Annotated in this window: 14 protein-coding genes and 1 tRNA gene; 8 read left to right on the forward strand and 7 right to left on the reverse strand. The window is 65.0% G+C overall.

The window, feature by feature from the left end; translation table 11 throughout:
- Positions 1-41: 41 nt before the first annotated feature.
- Together EOD43_RS16310 and EOD43_RS16315 are read left to right on the forward strand one after the other, a co-directional pair.
- On the forward strand, positions 42-2,648 hold the full coding sequence (locus EOD43_RS16310) for a TonB-dependent receptor (RefSeq protein WP_240653270.1): 2,607 nt from the start codon (positions 42-44) through the stop codon (positions 2,646-2,648).
- Positions 2,649-2,674: 26 nt separating this feature from the next.
- Positions 2,675-3,547 (forward strand): tyrosine-protein phosphatase, encoded by an 873-nt coding sequence (locus EOD43_RS16315; protein ID WP_127745098.1) that lies wholly within the window; start codon positions 2,675-2,677, stop codon positions 3,545-3,547.
- Between the two features lie 34 nt (positions 3,548-3,581).
- Here EOD43_RS16315 and EOD43_RS16320 read toward each other — a convergent pair whose 3' ends face one another.
- A complete protein-coding gene (locus tag EOD43_RS16320) occupies positions 3,582-5,132 on the reverse strand; it encodes a phospholipase D-like domain-containing protein (RefSeq protein ID WP_206363577.1) in 1,551 nt (516 codons plus the stop codon).
- A gap of 195 nt (positions 5,133-5,327) precedes the next feature.
- On the opposite strand from EOD43_RS16320, the gene EOD43_RS16325 reads away from it, so the two are divergent.
- Positions 5,328-5,510 carry a hypothetical protein gene (locus EOD43_RS16325; protein ID WP_127745099.1) on the forward strand — a complete coding sequence of 61 codons (183 nt, stop codon included), beginning with the start codon at positions 5,328-5,330 and terminating at the stop codon, positions 5,508-5,510.
- An 84-nt stretch (positions 5,511-5,594) separates the two neighbouring features.
- On the opposite strand, the gene EOD43_RS16330 is transcribed toward EOD43_RS16325, so the two are convergent.
- A tRNA-Thr gene (locus EOD43_RS16330) sits at positions 5,595-5,669 on the reverse strand.
- Between the two features lie 56 nt (positions 5,670-5,725).
- Between EOD43_RS16330 and EOD43_RS23695 the strand changes: the two genes are divergently transcribed.
- Complete coding sequence (locus tag EOD43_RS23695) at positions 5,726-5,944, forward strand: hypothetical protein (RefSeq protein WP_164857247.1); 219 nt, start codon at positions 5,726-5,728, stop codon at positions 5,942-5,944.
- Here the strand turns inward: EOD43_RS23695 and EOD43_RS16335 are convergent.
- Positions 5,938-6,483 (reverse strand): CAP domain-containing protein, encoded by a 546-nt coding sequence (locus EOD43_RS16335; RefSeq protein ID WP_127745100.1) that lies wholly within the window; start codon positions 6,481-6,483, stop codon positions 5,938-5,940. The two genes, EOD43_RS23695 and EOD43_RS16335, sit on opposite strands and share 7 nt — an antisense overlap.
- A gap of 165 nt (positions 6,484-6,648) precedes the next feature.
- Positions 6,649-8,433, reverse strand: coding sequence for an aminopeptidase P family protein (locus EOD43_RS16340; protein ID WP_127745101.1), 1,785 nt, complete (start codon positions 8,431-8,433; stop codon positions 6,649-6,651).
- A gap of 160 nt (positions 8,434-8,593) precedes the next feature.
- Between EOD43_RS16340 and EOD43_RS16345 the strand changes: the two genes are divergently transcribed.
- The 3 genes from EOD43_RS16345 (at position 8,594) to EOD43_RS16355 (ending at position 12,195) form a co-directional block, all read left to right on the forward strand.
- Entirely contained in the window at positions 8,594-8,881 is a 288-nt protein-coding gene (locus EOD43_RS16345; RefSeq protein ID WP_127745102.1) for a GIY-YIG nuclease family protein, read from the forward strand.
- Between the two features lie 117 nt (positions 8,882-8,998).
- Entirely contained in the window at positions 8,999-11,050 is a 2,052-nt protein-coding gene (locus EOD43_RS16350; RefSeq protein ID WP_127745103.1) for a S9 family peptidase, read from the forward strand.
- A 137-nt stretch (positions 11,051-11,187) separates the two neighbouring features.
- Positions 11,188-12,195 (forward strand): DUF418 domain-containing protein, encoded by a 1,008-nt coding sequence (locus EOD43_RS16355; RefSeq protein ID WP_240653271.1) that lies wholly within the window; start codon positions 11,188-11,190, stop codon positions 12,193-12,195.
- Here EOD43_RS16355 and EOD43_RS16360 read toward each other — a convergent pair.
- The gene (locus tag EOD43_RS16360) at positions 12,192-12,476 is read right to left on the reverse strand and encodes a DUF2218 domain-containing protein (protein ID WP_127745105.1); all 285 of its coding nucleotides are present in this window, start codon (positions 12,474-12,476) and stop codon (positions 12,192-12,194) included. The genes EOD43_RS16355 and EOD43_RS16360 overlap by 4 nt on opposite strands.
- Positions 12,476-13,090, reverse strand: coding sequence for a PadR family transcriptional regulator (locus EOD43_RS16365; protein ID WP_420822456.1), 615 nt, complete (start codon positions 13,088-13,090; stop codon positions 12,476-12,478). Before EOD43_RS16365 ends, EOD43_RS16360 begins: the two co-directional genes overlap by 1 nt.
- Before the next feature lie 117 nt (positions 13,091-13,207).
- Here EOD43_RS16365 and EOD43_RS16370 point away from each other — a divergent pair, with 117 nt between their 5' ends.
- Positions 13,208-13,543: a YbaB/EbfC family nucleoid-associated protein gene (locus EOD43_RS16370; protein WP_127745106.1), complete on the forward strand. Its 336-nt coding sequence runs from the start codon at positions 13,208-13,210 to the stop codon at positions 13,541-13,543.
- A gap of 49 nt (positions 13,544-13,592) precedes the next feature.
- Here the strand turns inward: EOD43_RS16370 and EOD43_RS16375 are convergent, their stop codons facing one another.
- Positions 13,593-15,731, reverse strand: coding sequence for a TonB-dependent siderophore receptor (locus tag EOD43_RS16375; protein ID WP_127745107.1), 2,139 nt, complete (start codon positions 15,729-15,731; stop codon positions 13,593-13,595).
- Positions 15,732-16,003 lie beyond the last annotated feature (272 nt).

Genomic DNA, 16,003 nt, shown 5'->3' on the forward strand with positions numbered 1-16,003 from the left:
CTAGCGCGCCTCCCGAATTGGTTCGGGAAGGGGCAATGACGATGATGGTTTTTCGCATTCGGCGTTCACGCGCGCTCTTGCTGGCGGGTGTCGCCGCCACGATGTCGCTGGCCGGGCATGCGTCCGCGCAGACGGCCGCAGACGCGACCGCTCCGGCCGCGATGGACGATGCGGGCGGGGGCGGCGATGAGATCGTCGTTACCGGCTCGATCCTCCAGTCGCAGATGCAGTCGGTCGAGCTGAAGCGCCGGGCAGACAATCTCGTCGACATCGCCGCCGCCGATTCGGTCGGTCGCTTCCCCGATCAGAACAGCGCCGCCGCGCTGTCGCGCCTGCCGTCGGTCGCCGTACAGCGCGATCAGGGGCAGGAACGCTACATCCAGGTCCGCGGCGCGCCCAACCGCTGGACCTCGGTCAGCATCGACGGCATCCCGATGATCGGCGTGGATGAAGGCGGCACCTCACGCGCCTATCGTTTCGACGCGGTGCCTGCGGTGTTGCTCAACGCGATGGCGATCAACAAGTCGCTCACCTCGGATCTTCAGGCCGAAGCGATCGTCGCCAATATCGATCTGCGCACCTATTCGCCGCTCGCGCAGAACGGTTTTCACCTGCAGGGCGATCTCGGCTACGGCTTCATGGAACTGGGCGGCAAGGATCAGCGCCAGGGTTCGCTCCGCGCCAGCTGGGCGAACGATGTGTTCGGTGTCGTCGTCGGCGCCTCGCACTATCGCCGCAAGCAGCTGACCGACAATCGCGAGGTCGGCGCCTATGATGCGAACGGCCCCACCGTGTTCGACATCCGCCAATATGAGGTGGAGCGCGAGAATAACGGCGCATTCGCGGCGATCGAATTCGAGCCCGCCGACGGCCAGCGTTTCTACGCCCGCTCGATCTACACCGAGTTCAAGGATGACGAGCAGCGCAACCAATATGTGTTCCGCCTGTCCACCGCCGCCAACGGCACGCGATCGCCCGCCAGCGGCAGCCTGAACGGCGTGCCCGTCAGCGCGTCGGCCAATTACGGCGAATATCGCACCCGCAACTATATCAACACGGTCGGCGGGGATTATGAATCGGACGACGGCCTCAAGGCGGGGCTGGCGCTCAACTATACCCGCACCGAAAACACCACCTATCTGCCGCTGGTCCAGTCGAGCCTGGGCACTGCCGATCGCCCGTCGATCACCTATGATGCCAGCGATCCGCGCTTCCCGGTCATCAGCCTGTTCGGCACGGTCGGTTCGGGCGCGTCGGCCACGCGCGGCGCCCCGCTCACGGGGCTGGCGCAGAGCCGCTTCACGAGCGGCGGCATCCTGATCCCGATCACGCAGGATACCTACTCGGACAGCTACACCGCCAAGTTCGATCTTTCGAAGTCGTTCGATGACATGACGTTTTCGGCCGGCATGCTCTACGCCGATCGCAAGATCAAAGGCTTCACGATCAATCAGACCAATATCGTCTCGCTCGCCGGCCAATCGTTCAATCCCGGCGGCTATGTTGCGAACAAGCCGTGGGAGACCGAATTCCCGCTCGGCTTCCCGATCAACTATATCGACAATCGTGCGATGCGCGCGGATCTCGACGCGCTGCTTGATCGCTTGCAGGCGGCAGGCACCTACAATCCTTCGAACATCGCGCCCGAAAACCGGTATCGCCTGAACGAGAAGACCCTCGCCGGCTACATCATGGGCAAATATGAGTTCGCATCGGGGCAGGTCGTCGCCGGCGTCCGGATCGAGAATTTCAAGCTGCGCAACACCGGCTCCAGCCGGACGGCGGCGGGGCTGGTCCCGCTCTCGGCGCCGCAAAGCTACACCGACTTCTTCCCGAGCATCAACGCGCGCTTCGATGTGGCCGAAGACCTGGTGTTCCGCGTCGCCGGGCAGCGCGGCATCGCGCGTCCGTCCTTCGGCGAAATCCGCGTCGGCAGTTCGGTCAACGACACATTCGTGCCGGGAACGGTCAGCGGCGGCAATCCGCAGCTCAAGCCCGAATATACCTGGGGCCTCGACGCGAGCCTCGAATATTATCTTCCGGGCGGTGGCATCCTCTCGGTCGCTGGCTTCCACCGCTGGGTTGAGGATGTCCTCTATCAGAACCAGCAGCCCGTCGGCACCGATCTCTACAATAGCGGCGGCATCGATCGCTCGGGCTATCTGCTGACCTCGACCTTCAACGGCAAGAGCGGCAAGCTCTACGGTGTCGAGTTCAACTATCAGCAGCAGTTCAGTTTCCTGCCTTCGCCGTTCGACGGCCTCGGCTTCCAGGGCAATCTGGCGCTGCTCGACGGATCGTTCGACACGCCCACGATCAAGAATATCGATTTCCAGGGCATGTCCGATACGGTCGCCAATGCTTCGGTCTATTATGAGAAATACGGGCTCTCGCTGCGCGTTTCCTATCAGTGGCGCAGCGACTGGCTGGATACGCTCGGCGGCTTCGGTGGTGGTGAGTTCCGCAAGGGCTACGACAATCTCGACGTGTCGGTGCGCTATGCGATCAACAAGAACGTCAGCATCTTCGCCGACGCGAACAACCTGACCGACGCGATCTACCTCGCTTATGACGGCAACAAGTCGCGCCCGACCGAGGTGGAGCAGATCGGCCGCCGCTACATGTTCGGCGTCCGCTTCTCACTGTGATCGGCACGAACGAAAGGATGATGGATATGGCAATCGATATTGCTCGCCGGGGCGCACTGATCGGCCTTGGCCTGCTCGCGCTCGCCGGGGCGCCCGCTGTGGCGGCTGGCCCCGCGCCGGTGGCCGCCGAAGCGGCCGCGAAGGAACGTCTGCTGCCGCTCGAAGGCGGGCAGAATTTCCGCGATTTGGGCGGCTATCGCACCGCCGATGGCCGGACGGTGAAGTGGGGCGTCCTGTACCGCTCGGGCGTGATGAACGGCCTGACGGCGAAGGACTTCTCCTATCTGTCCTCGCGCCACCTGCGCACCGTCGTCGACCTGCGCAGCACGTCCGAACGGACCCGCGAGCCGGTTGCATGGCCCAAGGAGAATGCAACCGTGGTCCTCACGCGTGACTATGCGATGGACAATGGCGCGCTGGGTGCGCTGCTCGCCAAGCCGGGGATCAACGCAGCCGATGTCCGCGCCAACATGGCCACCGGCTATCGCAGCATCCCCAACGAGTTCGCGCCGCAGTTCCGTATGCTGGTGAACGAACTGCTCGCCGATCAGGCGCCGCTTGCCTTCAACTGTTCGGCCGGCAAGGACCGCACCGGCGTGGGGGCCGCGATCCTGCTGTCGATCCTGGGCGTGCCGCGGGAGACGGTGATCCAGGATTATCTGCTGTCGAACCAATATTTCCGGCCGAAGGCGCCGGCGTCGGACGATCCGGCAATGGCGGCGTTCCGCAACCTGCCGCCCGATGCGATCAAGGCGCTGATGGGTGTCGACCGCACCTATATCGAAGCCGCTTTCGCCACGATGGACGCCTATCCCGGCGGTATCGACGGCTATTACAAGGAAAAGCTGGGCCTCGACGCCACCAAGATCGCGGCGCTGCGCGCAGAATATCTGGAATGATGGAGCTTTAACGGGAGCGGCGGTTGGTTGATTCCTACCGCCGCTTTCCGAACTTGCTCCACATCGTACCGATCAACGTCGCGCCCACCGCCACGCCCGCGATCGATATGGCGATCGTCGTGGGAGACAGGGTGCCGTCGGGACGGTGCAGATGCGGGCGCAGATTCTTCAGCAGCGGCTTGCGTGCGGACAGCGCCTCGAACATTTCGCCCGGCCCTTCGGGATCGAGGATCTTGTTGTCGGCCAGCCATTCGCGCACCGCGTCCAGCTCGGGCACTTCATAGGGGCGTAGCGAACGGCCGTCGCCGCGCAGCCGCTCGATCGTCTCGATGATCGATCCGGTTTCGGCGATCATCGCCTCGATCGTCTCGCACTCGGTGTCGAGATGCTCGGCGAGCAGCGAATTGCGTATGCCCGCGATCGTGCGGCGCTCATCGGCATTCTGATCGCGGACCGCGTCGATCACGACATCGCATTCGGTGTCGAGCCGGAGCGACCGGTTGTTGAAGTTCGACGATCCGACGCGCAGCACCTCGTCATCGATCACCGTCACCTTGGCATGGACGTAGATCGGCTCGCCCCCCGCGGTGAACGGGCTGTAGAGGCGCAGGCGGCGATGCGGATCCTTTTCGTGCAGCGCCTCGACCAGCCGCGCGCGCGCCGAATCCATCGCGACCGGCTCCAGCCAGCCCTGGGCGCTGGTCGGATGGACGATCACGAACTCCGGCCCATCGGGCTCGGCCAGTCTTTTGCCGATCGCCTCCGCCACGCGGCGCGACGCGAAATACTGGCTTTCGGCGTAGAATAGCCGCTTGGTCCGCGCGATCAGATCGACATAGAGCGCCTCGATCTCGTGCCGGGGCTCCTGATCGGCCATTTCGGGGACGGTCAGGGCGATGCCCACATCGACATGGGTGAAATCGGGTTCGACATGATCGGGCCAGCAATCGCCGCCGTCCGACACGGGATCGATCGCGTCGCCACCAGATACTTTCCAGCGCCCACGGCACAAATCGCCCAGCGCCTGCGCGGCCTGCCCCTGGATCATCGTCGTCGCATCGTGCCACGGGCCGTAAGGCGTGCCGTCCGGTTCCACGCGGCGCGGCTCCTCATCGACATGGTCGCGCGTGTCCCAACGGTCGACAGTCACGTCGATGCCGCCGCAAAAGGCGACGTCGTCGTCGATCACGACCACCTTCTGATGGTGCGACCCCGCCGGCGGATGATGCGCGTCGAGCCGGAAATGGACCTGCGGATCCTTGATCCACTTTGCGATCCGCACCATCGTCTGCGCGTGGAACAGCGTCTTGATGGCGCCGGTATCCCAGCGCAGGATATAGACGTTCAGGCCGGGCGTGCGCCGGACCAGCCAGCTCACGAACTCGCCCACCCGCTCCGGCCCGCCATCGTCGCCATCGCCGCCAAAGCGGATTCGCGCGTCGAAATCCCAGCCGACGAGCAGGATCTGCTTCTTCGCCTTGATCATCGCGGCGCGCGCGGCCCTGAAATAATTGTCGGCATCGACGATGACCGTCGCCTGATCCGCGCGTTCGATCCGCCAGCAATTGTGGCCCGGTTTCAGCATCGATCCATCATCCGTCATGGCGCCAGCCATCGCAGGCCGGCGGCGATCCGCCAAGCGCAATGCCATCGCTTTGTTACGGCTGATCCATCCGCCTGGCGCATTGCCGTGCAATTGTCGCGTGCGTGCAACCCGCCAGACACCTATGGGGGCGACAATGGATGGTCAGCGGACATCCCAAAAAGAGAGAGGATATCGATGACCGAACTCGACGACGAAGCCGCTTATCTCCTGCGCCGCGCGCGGGAGGAGAAGGAACAGGCCGAGGCGGCGGTTCATCCCAACGCGACCGCCGCGCACAATGCTCTGGCCGAACGCTACAAGACCCGCGCCTTCATCGCGCAGGTCGAGGCCGAACTGGATACGCCCGTCAAACGCTGACGATTCGCACGATCGGCGCCTGTCGCGGATATTGCGTGGGGATCTTTCAAACCCGCCCGGATTTCACTGAAATCGCGGGGCGGGTGGTGCTGCCGGTGAGGATTGAACTCACGACCTCAGCCTTACCAAGGATGCGCTCTACCACTGAGCTACGGCAGCATCGCCAGCATGTTGCGGCGTCCGGGCGGCGGGTGGCCGCGCGGGGTGGCGGCGCTATGGCGAATGGCGCGGCGTCCGTCAAGGCGGTTGCGGCACTTCGTGGACGATGGCATCGCACCATCATGTCCGGACCCGCCCGCTCCACCCCCGATGACCGCGCCGAAAGGCTGGCGCAGCAGCTGCGCGAAAACCTGAAGCGCCGCAAGGCGCAGGCGCGCGCGGTGCAGGATGTTTCGAAATCCGCGGCCGAATCCCCCGCCGACGAGAATCAGTAAGGCTTTTCGCCGATCACATTGCCGCCTTCGACATAGCGGCAGACCAGGATCTCATCCTCCTTGCTCGCCGCGATCGCGCAGCCGAGCTGGGTCGTCGATCGCCAGACGAGCTGGGTATAATGGCCCACGTCGCGCCAGCGGCCGTTGGTGGCGTTCTTGGGGAAGGGGCCGTTGACGAAGATCTTGCGCTCGTCGATCCACAATCCGACCATCTGTTCGGGCGTGTAATATCCCTTGGTCCCGCGCCACAGATTCTCGCCCTCGACCGAACTGCCGTCGTCATAATCGGCGTCGTCGGCATGTTCGAGGCCGTCCATCTCGGTCAGTTCGTCGGCCCATTGCGCGGCGCGCGCGGCGAGCTTGTCGTTCCAGACGAGCGGGGGGATGCCCAATCGGGCGCGTTCGGCATTGTGGACGGCCAGCAGGCGTTGATCGACGTCGGCGACGGTCCAAAGCGGCGCGGCACCGCCCAGCGCCCCCCAGATGAGGGGCACCGCGCCCACGCGAACGATAATCCGGCGCCAGCCAAGCAAACGCATCCGACCCTATGCCCTGATCCGCCGGCCGGTTCTGCCGGCAGGCGCAAACGACGGGGCAGGCCGCCAATGTCCCCCGTGGAGCCGGCCCCTTCGCTGTCGGATTATTTAACACTGGGCGTCGCTTCTGTGAAGCGTGCCCTCGGTGCGGTGAGGCGTTAACTAAGGTTAATTCAGTTCGGCCGTCGCCGCCTCGATCCACGCCTTCGCTTCGCCGTCCAGCTGGCTGCCGATTTCGGCGGAAACCCTTGCGTGATAAGCGTTAATCCACGCGATCTCGTCCGCCGTCAGCATCGACACGTCGATCAACGCACGCTCATAAGGGGCGAGCGTGAGTGTCTCGAAGCCGTACATGTCCTTCTCGGCGCCATCGATTGCGATGGGTACGGTCAGAATCAGATTCTCGATGCGGATGCCGTACTCGCCCGTCTTGTAATAACCGGGTTCGTTCGAGAGGATCATGCCCGCCTGCAGCGGTTCGTCGCCCCCGCCGAAGGTCGCGATACGCTGCGGCCCCTCATGCACCGACAAATAGCTGCCGACGCCGTGGCCGGTGCCGTGCGCATAATCGAGGCCGGCGGCCCAGAGGAACTGGCGCGCGAGGATATCGAGCTGCCCGCCGCGCGTCCCCTTGGGGAAGATGGCGCGCGCGATCGCGATATGGCCCTTCAGCACGCGGGTATAGCGGTCGCGCATTTCCGCGGTCGGCTCGCCGATCGCGACGGTGCGGGTAACGTCGGTGGTGCCGTCCTGATACTGCCCGCCCGAATCGACGAGATAGAGGCTGCCGCGCTCGAGCGGCCGGTTGGTCTCCTCGCTCGCGCGATAATGGACGACCGCACCATTGGGGCCGGCGCCGGAGATCGTGTCGAAGCTCAGGTCCCGCAGCAAACCGGTCTCGTCGCGGAAGGCGCGCAGCTTGGCCTGCGCGGTCAGTTCGTCGAGGCCGCCCTTCGGCGCTTCGACCGACAGCCAGTGGAGGAAGCGGCTGAGCGCCGCGCCGTCGCGCGCCTGCGCCGATTTGTGGCCGGCGACTTCGACCGCATTCTTGATCGCCTTGGGCAGGACGGCGGGATCGCGCGCCTCGATCAGCGTCGCGCCGCCCTTGCTCAGCGATTCGAAGATCGCGGCGACAGCGCGTTCGGGATCGACGGCGACCGTCTTGCCTGCCAGCGCGCGCAGTGCGGGTTCGAACGCGGCGCGGTCATGCACGCGCACCCCGTTGCCCAGATGCTGCCGGACGGCATCGTCGATCTTGTCCGACGCGACATAGAGGTCGGCGGTCGCATCGGCATGGACGAGTGCATAGGCCAGCGCCACCGGCGTACGCTCCACGTCGGTGCCGCGCACGTTGAAGGTCCACGCGATCGAATCGAGCGCGGACAGGACCGCGCTGTCGGCGCGCTTCGCATCCAGCCAGTCGGCGATCTCGGCGCGCTTGGCGGCGGAGGACTGCCCGGTCAGATCGTCGGGCTGGACTACGAGACGCGCGTCGGACGGCGCCGGCTTGTCGGGCCACACCGCATCGATCGGGTTGGTATCGACCGCGACCAGCTCGGCGCCCTTGGTCGCGAGCGCGCGCTTGGCCGCCTCGACCCAGCCCTTGGTGTGCAGCCACGGATCATAGCCGATCCGCCCGCCGTCGGGCGCATTCTTCTCCAGCCACTCCGACGTGCTCGTCTGCGGCACCGACTGGTAGGACCAGTGCTTGCCGTCGACCTGATCGCGCACCTGCAGCGTATAGCGCCCGTCGACGAAGATCGCGGCCTCGGCGGGCAGCACGACCGCCGAACCCGCCGATCCCTGAAAGCCGGTCAGCCAGGCGAGCCGCTGCGCATAGGCGCCGACATATTCGCTCATATGCTCGTCGGTCAGCGGCACGACGAACCCGTCGAGCCGACGCCGCGCCAATTCTTCGCGCAGGGCTTTCAGGCGGTCTTCATAGGTGGACATGGTATTGCCTCGGGAAAGATTGTTGCGGTGAAGATAGTCCCGCATCCCCACAACGTCACCCCCGCGAAGGCGGGGGCCTATCCACACTCTTCACCGGCGCCTCCCTTTGTGGATAGACTGGATGGATCCCCGCCTTCGCGGGGATGACGGGGAGGGGGGGATGAAAGGCGGCTGGGTCTATTTCATGACCAACGGTCCGCACGGCACGCTCTACACCGGCGTCACTGCCGATCTCGCCGCCCGCATCTATCAGCACAGGACCGGCACCGGCTCCGATTTCTGCCGTGAGCATGGCCTCACCCGGCTGGTCTATGTCGAGGACTATCCGACGATCGAAGAGGCCATTGTTCGCGAAAAGCGGATCAAGAAATGGAACCGCATCTGGAAAACCAGCCTGATTTCGAAAGCCAACCCGAACTGGGACGATCTCTACGACAACATCCTCTAGCCATACCCGTCACCCCCGCGAAGGCGGGGGCCTATCCGCTCTCCCCTCCCCAGCGGCGCAATGAGTGGTTAGATGGATAGGCCCCCGCCTTCGCGGGGGTGACGAGAAGAGAGACTGATGACGCTCCCCAATCCCCCCGCCGCCGAACGCCGCCCGCACAGCTATGCGCGACATGGCCAGACCGTCGAGGATCCCTATTTCTGGCTGAAGGATCAGAAATATCCGGTGATCGATGAGCCGGACGTCCTTTCCTATCTGAAGGAAGAGAACGCCTATTTCGACGCGGCGATGAAGCCGCACGAGGGGCTGGTCGAGACTTTGTTCGCTGAGATGAAGGGGCGCATCAAGGAGGATGACGCCAGCGTCCCCCAGAAGGATGGCGACTTCCTCTATTGGTGGGCGTTCCGGCCCGGCGGCCAATATCGGGTCTGGTATCGCAAGCCGGTGAGCGGCGGTGCGGACGAGGTGATCCTCGATGAGCCAGCCGAGGCCGAGGGCCACGATTATTTCCGGCTCCAGGTACTCGATGTCAGCCCCGACGGGCGGCTCATGGCCTGGTCGAGCGACAGCAACGGTTCCGAACGCTTCGTCCTGCGCATCCGCGATCTGGCGACGGGCGAGGATATCGAAACGGTCAGCGCGGTCACGAACGGCGCGACCGCGTGGAGTTCGGATTCCAGGAGCCTCGCCTATACCGAGGTCAACGACAACTGGCGCACCTATCGCGCCCGGCTGCACATCCTGGGCAGTGATCCCGCGACCGACACCACGCTCTATGAAGAGACCGACGATATCGGCTTCAACGTCGGTATCGGGCTGACGCAGGACCGGCAGTGGATCACGCTCAACACCCACGATCACCAGACGAGCGAGATCCGCCTCGTCCCCGCGAGCGACCCCGCCGCCACGCCGATCCTCGTCGCGCCCCGCAAGGAGAAGCGCGAATATTCGGTCGACGGCGCGCACGGCAAATTGTGGATCCTGACCAACGACGATCATGTCAATTTCCGCGTCGCGGTCGCCGATCCGGCGTCGCCCGGCGAATGGGAAACGGTCATCCCCGGTTCGGACCAGGTCTATCTGCGCGGGATCAGCAGCTTTGCCGGGCACCTCGCGATTACCGAACGAGTCGATGGCCTCGATCAGATCCGCCTGCGATCCTATGACGGCGCCGAACATCGCATCGCCTTCCCGGAGGCGAGCTACACGGCGTCGCTTGGCTCGAACCCCGAATACGATCCGGCCGCCTATCGCGTCGGCTATGCCTCGATGGTCACGCCGCAGACCGTGTATGATTATGATCCCGCCGCGCGCCGCCTCACTACGCTCAAGGTGCAGGAACTGCCCTCGGGCTACGATCCCTCGCTCTACGCGACTGAGCGGCTGACGATCACGGCGCGGGACGGCGCGAAGGTTCCGGTCTCGGTTCTCTACCGCAAGGGTTTTCCGCGCGACGGATCGGGCAAGCTGTTCCTCTACGCCTATGGCGCTTACGGCCACGCCATCCCGCCGGGCTTCTCGACGATCCGCCTCAGCCTCGTCGATCGCGGCTGGGCCTATGCGATCGCGCATATCCGCGGCGGCGACGATCTGGGGTACGACTGGTATCTGAAGGGCAAGGCGACGCATCGCTGGAACACGTTCCGCGATTTCTCCGATGCCGCGCGCGGGCTGATCGACGCGGGCTTCGCCAGCGCGGGCAATATCGCGATCAACGGCGGTTCGGCGGGCGGCGAGCTGATGGGCGTGGTCGCGAACACCGATCCCGATCTGTGGGGCGCGGTGGTGGCCGATGTTCCCTTCGTCGACGTGCTCAACACGATGCAGGACGAAAGCCTGCCGCTCACGCCGGGCGAATGGCCCGAATGGGGCAATCCGATCACCGATCCGGCGGCCTTCGATCTGATCCGCAGCTACAGCCCCTATGACAATGTCGAGGCGAAGGCTTACCCGCCGATGCTGATCACCGGAGGCCTCAACGATCCGCGCGTCACCTATTGGGAGCCGGCCAAATGGGCGGCGGCTTTGCGTTACGCGAAGACCGATGCCAACCTGCTGCTGCTCAAGATCAACATGGGCGCGGGCCACGGCGGCAAGTCGGGCCGGTTCGACAGCCTGCGCGAGGATGCCGAGGCCTTCGCCTTCGTCCTCACCCAGATGGCGGACTGATCGCCCTGTCCGAAGCCGCCCCCACCGCGCCGTCGCAGCGCATCGAGGCGATTGACGCACTGCGCGGGATCGCGCTGTGCGGCATCCTGCTGATCAACATTCCGTTGATGGCGGGGCCGGTGGGGATGGAACGGCCGATGGCCGCGCCCAGCCTCGCCGATCCCGACTGGCAGGTGTGGACGGTCGCGCAGCTGTTCGTCTTCGGTTCGATGCGTGGCCTCTTTTCGATGCTGTTCGGCATCGGCCTGCTGCTGTTCTTCGAACGGGCGGGGAAGGGCGACGGCCTCTATCTGCGCCGTCTCCTCCTCCTCTTCCTGTTCGGCGTCGCGAACGGGACAGTACTGCTCTGGCCCGGCGATATCCTGACGACCTATGCGGTCGCGGGCCTCGCGGTGCTGGCCTTCCGCGACAAGCCGCCGCAGAGCATGCTGATCGCGGGCCTCGTCGCGATCGGGCTGATGTCGCTGCTGATGTCGATCGAGGTCGGGATGATGCCGTCCGAAAACTTCCTCTATTCGCCCGAGACGCTGGCCACCGAAACGGCGGCGCGGCAGGGCGACTATGCAGCGAACCTCGCCTATCTCAGCCACGTCACCGCCAAATGGACGCTCGATCTCGCGTCGATCCTGTGGGTGGCGGAGGCGGCGGGCTTCATGATGATCGGCATGGCCCTGTGGCGCAGCGGCTGGATGGAGGGGAGGCGACCCCGCCTGCTGATCGCCGGTTACGCGATCGGCCTGCCGCTTCGCATCGCGCAGGCGATCGCGATCTTCGGCAATGATGGCAACCCGACCGGGTGGACTGCGATGGTCGATCAGGTCGCCCGGTTCGGCATGACGATCGGCCACATCGGGCTGGTGCTGACGCTGTGGCCGCACGCCCGAAGCGCCTTCGCGCCGTTCGCGCGGATGGGCCGGATGGCGCTGACGCTCTATCTCGGCCAGTCCGCGCTGGCGGCGGTGATTTTCTCAGGCTTCGGGCTGGGGCTGTGGGGCCGGCTCAACGGCTGGGGCGAATGGGGTGTCGCGGCGTTGATCCTCGTGGCCGAGGCGCTGTTCGCGACCTTCTGGTTCGCCCGCTTCCGCTACGGCCCGATGGAATGGCTATGGCGCTGGGGCACCTATGGCAGGCGCCCCGGCGCTTAGTTCCAATCGAAGCTCAGCGGCGCTTCGCGGAAGGCGAAGCGGTCGAGATGATCGGCCACCACCTTCTGCATATGCGCCGCGTCGACGCCCTCGGGCACGTCGAGCGTGACATCGAGGGTCTCGGCCGCATTCGCCAGCGTCGCGACCGTGCCGTTGGGGAAGCTGATCTTCCCCGCCTGCGCGTCGAACTCGACCGGCATCTTGTGGCTCCAATGCTTGCACAGCTGCTGGAGGTAGCGGCTGCCATTGGTGGTCGGCACTTGCGCGATGTGCTGCGTCATTACAGCCGCTCCACCTTGCGCGCCGCCTCATCGAGGATCGCGGCGATCTCGTGGTTGATCTCGCCCGTCGCACCGCGATGGTGCCGCATCCGCACCGCCATCGCGAGGTTCATCATCGCGCGGCGGACCGGCGATCGATCGTCCGCGCCGCTCTCCTCGGCCAGCGCCTTCAATCGGGCGAACAACGCCTCGATCTGCTCGGCCTGCTCGGCCAATTCGGCGGTGCCCGCATCGGTGATCGCGAACAGCCGCTTCTTGCCCGATGCCGCGCCGTCCTGCTCGGCGATCTGGCCCATCTCCTCCAGCATGGTGACGGTGGGATAGATCATGCCGGGGCTGGGGGCATAAGCGCCGCCGGTCAGTTCCTCGATCGCGCGGATCAGGTCGTAACCGTGGCGCGGCTCATCGCCGATCAGCTTGAGGAGGACGAGGCGCAGCTCCGCGCCGTCGAACACCCGCCGGCGTCCGCCGCGATGGCCGCCAAAGCCGCCCCCGCGTCCGCCGAACATTTCCGCGAAATCGCCGCCACGGCCAAAGCCGCCGCCGCGCATCGCGTGGCGCATCATGTGATGCATGTGGTGGCCACGATGGTGGCCATGCTTGTTTCCGAACATAGTAACTCCGATTCGGTTTCGATGTGTCTAAGATATATCTTGAGAAGGTTTTTACAAGAGCGTCTTTTCGCCCCTCCGCGAACGGCGTAGGAGGACCGCCAACCAAGGAGTCCCGCGATGAAAAGCCTCGAGGATATGTTCGCCGCCGCGCAGAATATGGCGCAGTCGGTGCAGGCGCAGATGGATCAGGCGCAGGCCTCGCTCGACAAGATCGAGGTCGAAGGCGCGGCTGGCGGCGGCCTGGTGAAGATCAAGGCGACTGCGAAGGGCCGCATCCTCGGCGTCTCGATCGACGATTCGCTGATGGTCGCATCCGAAAAGCAGATGCTCGAGGATCTGATCGCCGCCGCGCTCAACGATGCGCGCGCGAAGGCCGATGCGGCGTCGAACGCCGAAATGGCCAAGATGAAGGATTCGATCCCGCTGCCGCCGGGCTTCAAGCTGCCCTTCTAAGCGCGCGTGCGCCGGCGACCCTGACGGCCGCCGGCGCGATCATGCGGAGTCAGTAAGCGGCGCGCAGGGTGAGCAGGAAATTGCGCGGCTCGCCGTAGAAATTGTACGTGTTGGGCGATCCGACCCGCTGGTAATAGACCTTGTCCAGCAGGTTGTTGACGCTGACGAAGGCGCGCAGATTGTCGTTGAAGCGCCAGCCGATCTGGGCGCCGACGATCGCGAAGGCCGCCTGCTCGCGCACCCCCGCCACGCCGCCGCCGACCACGCCGCTCTGCCCGTTCAGGCTGGCCGACGCGAACGCCCCGCCCAGCGCCGCCGGCTCGTAACGCGCATAGAACTTATACTGATGGCGCGGCGTGAAGATATCGAAGATCGCGCCCGTCTGCGCGGCGGTGCCCACCGCATATTCGGTTTTGACGTTGGTGTAGCTCGCGACCAGATCGAGGCCCGCAATCGGCCGACCCGTCACCTCGAATTCGAATCCCTTGATGCTCACTTCGCCCGCCTGGACGAAGAAGCCGGGATTGGCCGTGTCGGCCAACGCGCGGTTCGTATCCTTGCTGCTGAACGCGGCGGCGCTGGCATTGAGCTGCCCGTCGAGGAAGCGGCCCTTCAATCCCGCCTCATATTGCTGCCCGACGCGCGGATCGAGCACCGATCCGTCGGCGCGCAGCGCGGTCTGCGGATTGAAGATGTCCGAATAGCTTCCGTAGAGCGTGACGTTGTCGGTCAGGTGCAGCACCGCGCCGACGCTGGGTGTGAACTGGCCGCGCTCGCGCCCGCTCACGGTGAAACGGGTCGGGGTCGAAGGCGGGATCGCTCGCGTCTTGTTGGTATAGTCGCTGAAGCGCCCGCCCGCGACGATCGTGAAGCCGTCGAACGGATGCAGCCGCACCTGCGCGTGGAATCCGCTTTGCCGCAGGTCGGTCTCGCTGCCCGACGTGTAGATCAGCGGCGCGATCGGGATCGCATCGGCATTGAGGATCGAATAGCGGCCGACCGATGTCTGGGTGCGCGCCAGGAACGATGTCGTGCGCTTGTCCCAGCTATAGCCGATCGTCAGGTCATGTTCGCGCCCCATCAGGGTGAACGGCCCTGTCGCATAGGCATCGACCGCGGTCTTGCCATTCTCGCCATCGCTGCGCCGGTTCACATATTCGGCGGTCAGCGTCACCGGATCGACCCCGGTGCCGGGGCGGATGAAGGCGTCGTGCCACGCGCGCGGAATGTCACGATGCAGCCCGCGCACCACCAGCGACCAGCGGCCGATCTCCTGCTTCACCTCGCCCGCATATTCGGTCGTGGTTTCGGTGAAGAGGTTGGTGTTCGGCAGATGCTGGAAACTGCGCGGGAAGTTCAGGAAACTGTCGGTCAGCGGATGGCGCTGCCCGTTGGCGCGCAGGCCATAAGCGGGCTGCCCATTCATCGGCGTGTCGGCTTCGGTATCCTGATAGCTGATCGACGCGCCGATCGTGGTCGTCGGCGTCAGATCATAATCGGCCGCAGCATAGGACGTGATCTTGCGGGTGTGCGACTTCTTCTGGAAGAAATCGCGATCGTGGATCGCCGCCACCGCGCGCACGCGCAGCCGCCCGGCGGCGTCGATCGGCCCGCCAATGTCGAACTCGCCGCGATAATTATTCCACGATCCGCCCGACAGCGCGGTCGATGCGGCGAACTTGTCGAGCCCGCGCTTGCGGATCAGGTTGATCGTGCCGCCCGGCGAACCCGAACCCCGGAACAATCCGGTCGGCCCGCGCTGCACCTCCAGCCGTTCGTAGATCACCAGATCGAACTCGGGCACGCCCGACGAGAAGGTGGATGGAATGCCGTCATAGGCATAATCGAGCACGAAGCCGCGCGCGCGATAATCGGGATTGGTGCCGTCGAACGGCATCACGGTCACGCCCGCCACGGTCTGCACCGCCTCGCCGATTGTGAAGAGGTTGCGATCCTCGATCTGCTGGCGCGTCACCACGCTGATCGACTGCGGCGTCTCGATCCACGGTGCGGGGCTTTTGCCCGCCACGGCCGCTGCCTCGGGCGCATAGCTGTCATCCTCGCGCACGGCGGTAACGACGATGTCCGAATGGCTGCGCTCGTCATCGGCCTCCTCCGCAAAAGCCGGCATGGCGACAAGAGCCGATCCGAGCGCCGCGCCAGCGCCCAGCCAGATTGATAGCTTCACTTAATCCCCCGAATCAAAGATACGATATAACATCAATGGTTAATCGGGAGGGATTTGGCAACAGGCCGCGCATCGGCTGTCCTACACGGGCGGCTGCGCCTAATCTGGCCCTATGCCAAATGCGCGCACTTTCCTCCTGTCTCGCTCGTCGGGGCCGTCGGGGAAGCGATTCCGAAGCAGACGTAGTGACAAGTTTGACAAGTTTCGTATTTCGAATTCCGTCAGCGGGCCGAGTCATCGCCCGCCTCTTCTCGGGCTGGCACCCCCTGCGT

The sequence above is a fragment of the Sphingomonas crocodyli genome (genome assembly GCF_004005865.1).
Lineage (GTDB): Bacteria > Pseudomonadota > Alphaproteobacteria > Sphingomonadales > Sphingomonadaceae > Rhizorhabdus > Rhizorhabdus crocodyli.

Coding starts and splice junctions, on each gene's coding strand:
- EOD43_RS16355 (WP_240653271.1), top strand. CDS start 11,188: ATGGCCGCGCCCAGCCTCGCCGATCCCGACTGGCAGGTGTGGACGGTC.
- EOD43_RS16340 (WP_127745101.1), bottom strand. CDS start 8,433: ATGTCCACCTATGAAGACCGCCTGAAAGCCCTGCGCGAAGAATTGGCG.
- EOD43_RS16350 (WP_127745103.1), top strand. CDS start 8,999: ATGACGCTCCCCAATCCCCCCGCCGCCGAACGCCGCCCGCACAGCTAT.
- EOD43_RS16315 (WP_127745098.1), top strand. CDS start 2,675: ATGGCAATCGATATTGCTCGCCGGGGCGCACTGATCGGCCTTGGCCTG.
- EOD43_RS16370 (WP_127745106.1), top strand. CDS start 13,208: ATGAAAAGCCTCGAGGATATGTTCGCCGCCGCGCAGAATATGGCGCAG.
- EOD43_RS16320 (WP_206363577.1), bottom strand. CDS start 5,132: ATGCTGAAACCGGGCCACAATTGCTGGCGGATCGAACGCGCGGATCAG.
- EOD43_RS16365 (WP_420822456.1), bottom strand. CDS start 13,090: ATGTTCGGAAACAAGCATGGCCACCATCGTGGCCACCACATGCATCAC.
- EOD43_RS23695 (WP_164857247.1), top strand. CDS start 5,726: ATGGCGAATGGCGCGGCGTCCGTCAAGGCGGTTGCGGCACTTCGTGGA.
- EOD43_RS16325 (WP_127745099.1), top strand. CDS start 5,328: ATGACCGAACTCGACGACGAAGCCGCTTATCTCCTGCGCCGCGCGCGG.
- EOD43_RS16335 (WP_127745100.1), bottom strand. CDS start 6,483: ATGCGTTTGCTTGGCTGGCGCCGGATTATCGTTCGCGTGGGCGCGGTG.
- EOD43_RS16360 (WP_127745105.1), bottom strand. CDS start 12,476: ATGACGCAGCACATCGCGCAAGTGCCGACCACCAATGGCAGCCGCTAC.
- EOD43_RS16345 (WP_127745102.1), top strand. CDS start 8,594: ATGAAAGGCGGCTGGGTCTATTTCATGACCAACGGTCCGCACGGCACG.
- EOD43_RS16310 (WP_240653270.1), top strand. CDS start 42: ATGATGGTTTTTCGCATTCGGCGTTCACGCGCGCTCTTGCTGGCGGGT.